The sequence below is a fragment of the Deferrivibrio sp. genome, from assembly GCF_055117995.1.
Genome location: NZ_JBSQOT010000064.1, coordinates 1 through 7,021, shown reverse-complemented (window position 1 = coordinate 7,021; position 7,021 = coordinate 1). Strand labels below are relative to the sequence as shown.

At 31.0% G+C, this 7,021-nt stretch carries 8 protein-coding genes; 7 read left to right on the top strand and 1 reads right to left on the bottom strand.

All coding sequences use genetic code 11. The features are described 5' to 3' along the window. Window positions 1-132 precede the first annotated feature (132 nt). The 3 genes from ACTCAF_RS10580 (at window position 133) to ACTCAF_RS10570 (ending at window position 5,124) form a co-directional block, all read left to right on the top strand. Entirely contained in the window at window positions 133-516 is a 384-nt protein-coding gene (locus ACTCAF_RS10580; protein WP_463063249.1) for an exonuclease SbcCD subunit D C-terminal domain-containing protein, read from the top strand. Window positions 517-525: 9 nt separating this feature from the next. After that, window positions 526-3,765 (top strand): AAA family ATPase, encoded by a 3,240-nt coding sequence (locus ACTCAF_RS10575; RefSeq protein ID WP_463063248.1) that lies wholly within the window; start codon window positions 526-528, stop codon window positions 3,763-3,765. Window positions 3,766-3,837: 72 nt separating this feature from the next. Next, a complete protein-coding gene (locus ACTCAF_RS10570) occupies window positions 3,838-5,124 on the top strand; it encodes a hypothetical protein (protein ID WP_463063247.1) in 1,287 nt (428 codons plus the stop codon). On the opposite strand, the gene ACTCAF_RS10565 is transcribed toward ACTCAF_RS10570, so the two are convergent. Beyond that, the gene (locus tag ACTCAF_RS10565) at window positions 5,118-5,249 is read right to left on the bottom strand and encodes a hypothetical protein (protein WP_463063246.1); all 132 of its coding nucleotides are present in this window, start codon (window positions 5,247-5,249) and stop codon (window positions 5,118-5,120) included. The two genes, ACTCAF_RS10570 and ACTCAF_RS10565, sit on opposite strands and share 7 nt — an antisense overlap. 112 nt (window positions 5,250-5,361) lie before the next feature. Here ACTCAF_RS10565 and ACTCAF_RS10560 point away from each other — a divergent pair, with 112 nt between their 5' ends. From ACTCAF_RS10560 to ACTCAF_RS10545, 4 genes are all read left to right on the top strand, one after another. Continuing rightward, the gene (locus ACTCAF_RS10560) at window positions 5,362-5,766 is read left to right on the top strand and encodes an ACT domain-containing protein (protein ID WP_463063245.1); all 405 of its coding nucleotides are present in this window, start codon (window positions 5,362-5,364) and stop codon (window positions 5,764-5,766) included. Next, a complete protein-coding gene (locus ACTCAF_RS10555; RefSeq protein WP_463063244.1) occupies window positions 5,763-6,035 on the top strand; it encodes a CBU_0592 family membrane protein in 273 nt (90 codons plus the stop codon). Before ACTCAF_RS10560 ends, ACTCAF_RS10555 begins: the two co-directional genes overlap by 4 nt. A gap of 48 nt (window positions 6,036-6,083) precedes the next feature. Continuing rightward, window positions 6,084-6,389 (top strand): hypothetical protein, encoded by a 306-nt coding sequence (locus tag ACTCAF_RS10550; RefSeq protein WP_463063243.1) that lies wholly within the window; start codon window positions 6,084-6,086, stop codon window positions 6,387-6,389. Window positions 6,390-6,519: 130 nt separating this feature from the next. Next, window positions 6,520-6,672, top strand: a complete 153-nt coding sequence (locus tag ACTCAF_RS10545) for a hypothetical protein (protein ID WP_242820202.1) — start codon at window positions 6,520-6,522, stop codon at window positions 6,670-6,672. Window positions 6,673-7,021 lie beyond the last annotated feature (349 nt).

Below are 7,021 nucleotides of genomic sequence, written 5' to 3'. Positions count from 1 at the left end.
TTAAAAAAGGAACTACTAACGAGAACTAATTTTTTAATAATAAAAAGGGTGGGTCAAAATTCGTGATAAAAATGGGTTAATTTTAATGATAATTGACAAAAAGAAAATAAGCTCAATATTGACGAAATATCTGTGCCCACATTTCAGACCTTGTCAAAAATTTCAGGCGATATTGAGAAAATAACATCAAATATTTTAAAATTAAAAGATACTGACACAAACACTTGGCTCGAAATAGAGTATACAGGAGCAAAGCATATCCCCGATTTAAAAGAATATCTGGAAGGACTTGTTGAGTGGAGTAAATTAGAAATACTTCGAATAAGAAATAAGGTTGTTTCAGATAAAATTCTTAGCAAAATGGCTGAAGATGAAATTTTAGAGGATTTAAGTCCAATAGATGTATTTGTCAGATATTTAGATGCAGTAAATATAACAGAAGATAGAGAAGAATTAATCACTCTTTATAAAGAAATTGTTAATCATATTAATGAAGAAGATATTAATGCTCAGTAAGGAAAATATATGAAAATATTAGAGCTCAGATTTAAAAACCTAAATTCACTTTATGGAGAATGGATTATCGATTTTACTCGCCCTGAATACACAGGCGAAGGGATATTTGCAATTACGGGGTCTACCGGAGCTGGCAAATCAACTATACTTGATGCAATCTGTCTTGCACTTTATGGGCAAACACCTCGTTTAGGAAAAATAACAAAAAGTAGCAATGAGATAATGTCCCGCCATACTGCCGAATGCTATGCCGAAGTATTGTTTGAATCTCAAAAAGGGCGTTTTCGCAGCCACTGGGAGCAAAGAAGAGCAAGAAACAAACCTGACGGAAATTTGCAGGATCAAGAACATCAGATTATTGATGCAACTACAAACAAACCTATTGAAACCAAAAAAAGTTATGTCCTAAACATTATAGAAGAAAAAACCGGAATGGATTTTGACAGATTTACAAGATCGATATTGCTTGCTCAAGGAAGTTTTGACACCTTTTTAAAGGCAAATATTGAAGACAAATCAAAAATATTGGAACAAATTACAGGGACAGAGATATACACTGAAATTTCAAAAAAGGTTCATTTGCGTAATAAAGAAGAGCAACATAAATTAGAATTGTTAAATGCTCAAATAGCTGGAATTGTAGTTTTAGATGATACTGAAGAAGAAAGCTTAAAAAATGAGTTAGCAGAAAAAATAAAAGCTGAAAAAAATATATCCGAGCAGAAACTAAAGCTTGAGGCATCTTTAAATTGGATAAGAAATGTTGTTAAGTTAAAAGAAGAAGTCAACAAAATTGCCTTAAAAAAAGAACATATTGAAAAAGAAATATCACAATTTGAGCCGGATCGTAAAAAACTCGAACTTGCTAACAAAGCTTCCAATCTCAGCGCTGATTATGCTACTTTGCAAAGTCTAAGAAAAAATCTTGAAAACAGTAAAAATGAGCTATCCAAAAAACAAAAAGAAATGCCAAAATATGAAGCGGATGTTAATGAACAAGCAAAACGTCTGCAACAAGCCACAACCAATACTTTAGCTTGCAAAAATGTGCTTGAAAATTTATACCCCATATTAAAAAAAGTCAGGCTTCTTGACCAAAAGATTACTGACATTTCCAAACAAATTGCTGACACAAAAAAAGACTACAGAAATATTGACTCTGAAATAAAGGCTGGATTGACAAGCAAAAAAGAGGCATCAAAAAAGTTTGAAAATATCCTTAACAAATTACAAAATATAGAAAAATACCTCACGGAAAATGAATCGGATAAATTACTGGTAAATAAATTATCAGCGATAGAAAATCAACTAAACAGTTTAAGTGCATTAGAAGAAAATATAAAGTTAAAACAATCAAGCTTACAAAAATATGAAAAAAGTCTTTTAAAAATAAGACAAGAAACGGCATCTCATAAAGATAAAATTGAAGAATATATAAGTATGATTAACGGCATAAAAGAAACAATTAAAACCGAACAAAAACTTTTAAGCAACAAACTACAAGGTAAAACACTCAAACAGCTTCGCGCTGAAAAAGATGAATATTTTAAAAAGATTGCATTTAGAAATATAGTCACCGAATTTGAAGAGCACCGCAAATCTCTAAAAGATGGAGAGCCCTGCCCTCTGTGCGGTTCAAAAGAGCACCCATTCGTAAAATCAAATCCCGAATTTGAAAATGAAATTGAATTAGAAATAAGTAAGTTAGATAATCTTATTGAAGAAATAGAACAAAAAGAAATTAATATACAAAATCTTTATAATAAAGAACTTGAATTAACAAAAATCTTAAATGATTTAGAAAAAGAAAATAATGCCAAAGAAAATGAAATAAAAAGCATTGAAGCAATTATGCAAAATACCGCAGAGGAGCTTCAAAACCTTACTTCTAACTATACCCAAACAGAAAACTATCTATTATCCACACTAAAATTATTAAAAATTGAAAAAATAACAGATATTAATGAATTGCTTGAAAACCTTAAATCAAGATTAGAAAAATGGAATACCAGCTTATCTGCTAAAGAAGCATTGGAAAAAGATTTGTCAGAAATAAAAAGTAATATTGGCAAAATAGAGTCAAAAATTGAAACATTACAAAAAGAATTATTTAAAAAAGAAGAAGCATTAAAAAATATAAATGAAGAGTATGATAAACTTACAAGTGAAAGGCAAACCCTTTTTTCAGATAAAGACCCTGACAAAGAAGAAAATCAATTGAAATCAAATATTTTAGCAGCTGAAAAAGATGAAAATGAACAAAAATTAAAATTAGACAACTTAAAGCAACAGCTGTCGGAAATTAAAACTAACATAGAATCTTTGAAAAATACTATTATAAAAAGTGAACCAGAGCTTAAAAAATATGAAGAAAATTTTGTCAATTTACTTAACAAGTATAATTTTAAAGATGAAAATGATTTTATAAAAGCCAAGTTAACCGAAGATGAAATAAACGCATTAAATGATAGATCAAAGATATTGGATGAGCAATATGCCATTATTAAGACAAAATTAGAAGAAACCCTAACAAACTTAAAGGCTGAAGCAGATAAAAACATTACTCAAAAATCAGAAGAAGAATTAACTTTGGCACTTGAAGAGATAAATACAAAGCTAAAAGACTTAAGGGACAATATTGCCAATATAAAGTTTAAATTGAAAGAAAATGAAGATGCAAAAGAAAAAATAAAAAAAGAAAAAAAACAAATCGAAAAACAAGAATACTTTTGTAAACAGTGGAACAGGTTATCTTCACTAATAGGCTCTTCTGACGGTAAGAAATTTAGAAATTTTGCTCAAGGGTTAACGTTTGAAGTATTAGTTTCAAATGCCAACAGAGAGCTGATAAAAATGACCGATAGATACCTTCTGACAAGAGATGACAAACAACCGCTTGAAATCAATGTTATTGATAATTATCAAGCAGGCGAAATAAGGACAACTAAAAATCTTTCGGGAGGCGAAAGCTTTTTGATAAGTCTTTCATTGGCATTAGGACTTTCAAAGATGGCAAGTCAAAAGGTCAGAGTGGACTCATTGTTTTTAGATGAAGGTTTTGGGACATTGGATGACGAATCCCTCGAAACTGCACTTGAAACTTTGGTGGGCTTACAGCAAGACGGAAAATTAATAGGGGTAATCTCTCACATTCAAGCTATCAAAGATAGGATAAGGACTCAAATAAATATTAAGACTCTCCCCGGGGGTCGCAGTGAGCTTAGCGGGCCAGGCTGTGAAAAAATATAAATATTGTTAATATTTTATTGTCAGAAAATCTCCGACAATATTGTCTATTGTATAAAGAAGAGGAGATTTTGAATGAATAATTTCGAAGAAATCAGAAAAAAAGCTTCCACTTTGAGGCAAAATCAAAATTTCGCGGAAGCCCTGCCCCTTTTTAAAAAGCTTTGGGAAAAAGATGACAATAAAAAGTGGGATGGATGGGGATATGCACTTTGTCTAAGAAAGTTGGGTAAATCTGAAGAATCAATTCAAATTTGTGAAGAAGTGTTAAAAGACAATAATAACTTCGATTACATAAAAAATGTTTATGTTTGGTCCATATTTGATTATTTATCTCAAAAAGGCGACTCTCTATCAATACAAGAACTTATTGCCAATACAGAAAAAATTATCAATAACAGCTCAAAACAAGACCTTATCTATACAAAGTCAATTTTCAAAGTCATAAATAAGTTAAAAGAAAATCCAAATTATCACGCCGATATAATTTTAAACTTTATTGACAAGCTGGATATTAACAACCTGAGCAAGACTCCATATTCCTTTGAGCAAAACGGTAAAAAAATAGAAATGGCATCAGAATATGAGCAGTATTTCATGCATAAAACAAAAGCTCTTTATGAACTTAAACAGTATGAAAAATGTATTGAAGCATGTAATTTAGCTTTAAATTCAATAAACAATTTCCACTATAATAATGATATTTGGTTTAAGTGGCGTATTGCGCTGTCATACAAAGAGCTCAAAAAGTATGATGCAGCTCTGAATAACCTGCAATATATCGTTAAAATAAAAAAGGATTGGTTTATTCAACACGAAATTGCAGTGATTTATTATATTCTCAAGAATTATGAAAAAGCTTTATCTTTTGCATTGCAAGGAATTTTAAACTTTGGCGAAATTGACAAAAAAATTCATCTTTTGATTTTACTTGCTGAAATCTTTGAAGCAAAACAAATGGAACATGAAGCAAAACTACATTTTGTATTGGCAAAAAGCATCATTAATGAAAATAAATGGGGAACCAAGTTGCCTTCAGATCTCTCAAAAAAATATGGAAACTTTCACTTAAATAAGCTTGATATTTTAAATAAGCTGAAAAACGTTTGGGAAGAAGCTTACTTTAGCAATAAACAACAATATATAGGTGTAATTAGCAGTTATCTCCCAAATAAAAAAGCCGGCTTTATAATGGGGGAAGACAATAAAACTTACTATTTTAAAATCTCAGAACTAACTGACAAAAAAGAAAAATTTTGCGAAGGGACAAAGGTAGTATTTTATTTAGAAGACTCTTTTGATGCGAAGAAAAATAAACCGGTAAAAAATGCAGTAAAAATAAAAATAGCAAGTTGCTATTGAAAAAATCGTGGGGATAAATACTCTGTTGCAATATCTTCAAGGCTTATAAGCATAATATACTTATCGTAAATTTTTCCACAAATTTTTCGGATAGTTTTCTGGCAAATCAAATCAGAACCCTTCATGCCGCCACCAGATATTTATTTACCTTATAATCAACTAACTCCAACAATATTGAAATTAAAAATCAAAAGTGCTAACGTACTCAGGAAAATGCATTATAACTTGGAGAATTTAATGAGCGGAATTGTAAAGTTGGACGAATTATTAAAAAATATGCGCCCTGTGATATCCGAAGAAGAATATGTCTTTTGCACTGTCAAATCATTTATTTTAGATGATGTAGAAAAATTAAATCCTATATGCACATTTAAAGAGGATGAAGGTTTGACTTTGATATTAGAAAAAAATATCGCTCAAAAATATCAATTCCATTTTGATGAAATATTTAAGAAGATAACATTACAAATTCATTCTAGCCTGCAAGCAGTTGGCTTAACTGCAGCGGTTTCAACAGCACTGGCCGAAAAAGGAATTAGTGCAAACGTAGTTGCCGCATATTATCACGATCATATCTTTGTGCCTGCAAATAAAGCAAATGAAGCACTAAATACTCTGCAGTCACTCTCCCAAAGCTCATGATAGAATATCATTGGTATGATTTTGTAGGCAATGTCGGCGTTTTTTTAATTTTGCTTGCATATTTACTGCTACAACTGAGTAAAATTAACAGCCAATCTTTAAAATTTAGCATTCTAAACGCTTTTGGTGCTTTTTTTATTATAATGTCACTATACTTTGATTTTAATTTATCGGCTTTTATAATTGAATCATTTTGGTTATTAATAAGTTTGGTAGGTATAGCAAGGTGTTTAAACATTAAAGTAAAAAATGCTAATAAGCATACCTAATATAAACAGCCAGCGATAACTATAAATTCGAGAGGCATATAAAATGCAATGCAAACAATTATATTATGCATCATATATTTAACAACACTACAAGCTGCTTCCATCAATGAATATATTGGGAAGAAAAAATTAAGCTATCCAATTGTTGACACGGGAGTAACCAAATTTTATAGCAATACATCTATCATCCCTGCTCCAAAACCGGGAGAGCCTTTTTACGGACAAGATGCACAATATCAAATCAATCCGCCGTCTTATGTCGATAACGGAGATGGTACCATTACCGACAAAATCACCGGATTAATGTGGCAAAACACAGGCAACAGGCACAGCTGCTATAGACCCTATCTTTGAAATTAGCACTATCAAAGATACTGAAGGGAATAAACAATATCCTTATTTTTGGACAAGTACTACCCATCTGGATGGCAGAAATCCTTACAGCTCGGCTGTTTACATAGCATTTGGTGCTGCACAAGGAAACATGAGAAATCGAATTATGGATGTTCACGGTGCCGGCTCACAGCGCAGCGATCCAAAATCAGGGAGAGTAAGCGACTATCCTCAATACTTCGGCCCACAAGGGGATTTAAGGTATGTATTTAACTATGTCAGATGCGTAAGAGATGCAAAGTAAAAATTTTATAATAATTGGGTATACAACCAAATATATAATAATCTTTATTTTAAATATTGTTGACAAATTCATTTGATATGTGTGGTATAATTTACTAAGTCATTTGCTTGGAGATTCCTATGATAAAATCAAATCTTTATATCAAGCTCTGTTTAATAATATTATTCACCATAATCAATATTGGATGTTCAACCAATACTTACACTGCCATCACCCCATTTTTATATAAGAAATTATATTTGACAGGTAGTTATAATTGATAATGCCTCCAAAATGTTGTATTATGATTTTGACAAAAAAAGCAACAATAACAACAAAATGGAGGCAGTTTATGATAGGTGAAATTACT

Bases quoted from the DNA above. Each gene is read 5' to 3' on its own strand.
- ACTCAF_RS10575 (WP_463063248.1), top strand. From the start codon at position 526: ATGAAAATATTAGAGCTCAGATTTAAAAACCTAAATTCACTTTATGGA.
- ACTCAF_RS10570 (WP_463063247.1), top strand. From the start codon at position 3,838: ATGAATAATTTCGAAGAAATCAGAAAAAAAGCTTCCACTTTGAGGCAA.
- ACTCAF_RS10565 (WP_463063246.1), bottom strand. From the start codon at position 5,249: ATGAAGGGTTCTGATTTGATTTGCCAGAAAACTATCCGAAAAATTTGT.
- ACTCAF_RS10560 (WP_463063245.1), top strand. From the start codon at position 5,362: ATGAGCGGAATTGTAAAGTTGGACGAATTATTAAAAAATATGCGCCCT.
- ACTCAF_RS10555 (WP_463063244.1), top strand. From the start codon at position 5,763: ATGATAGAATATCATTGGTATGATTTTGTAGGCAATGTCGGCGTTTTT.
- ACTCAF_RS10550 (WP_463063243.1), top strand. From the start codon at position 6,084: ATGCAAACAATTATATTATGCATCATATATTTAACAACACTACAAGCT.
- ACTCAF_RS10545 (WP_242820202.1), top strand. From the start codon at position 6,520: ATGAGAAATCGAATTATGGATGTTCACGGTGCCGGCTCACAGCGCAGC.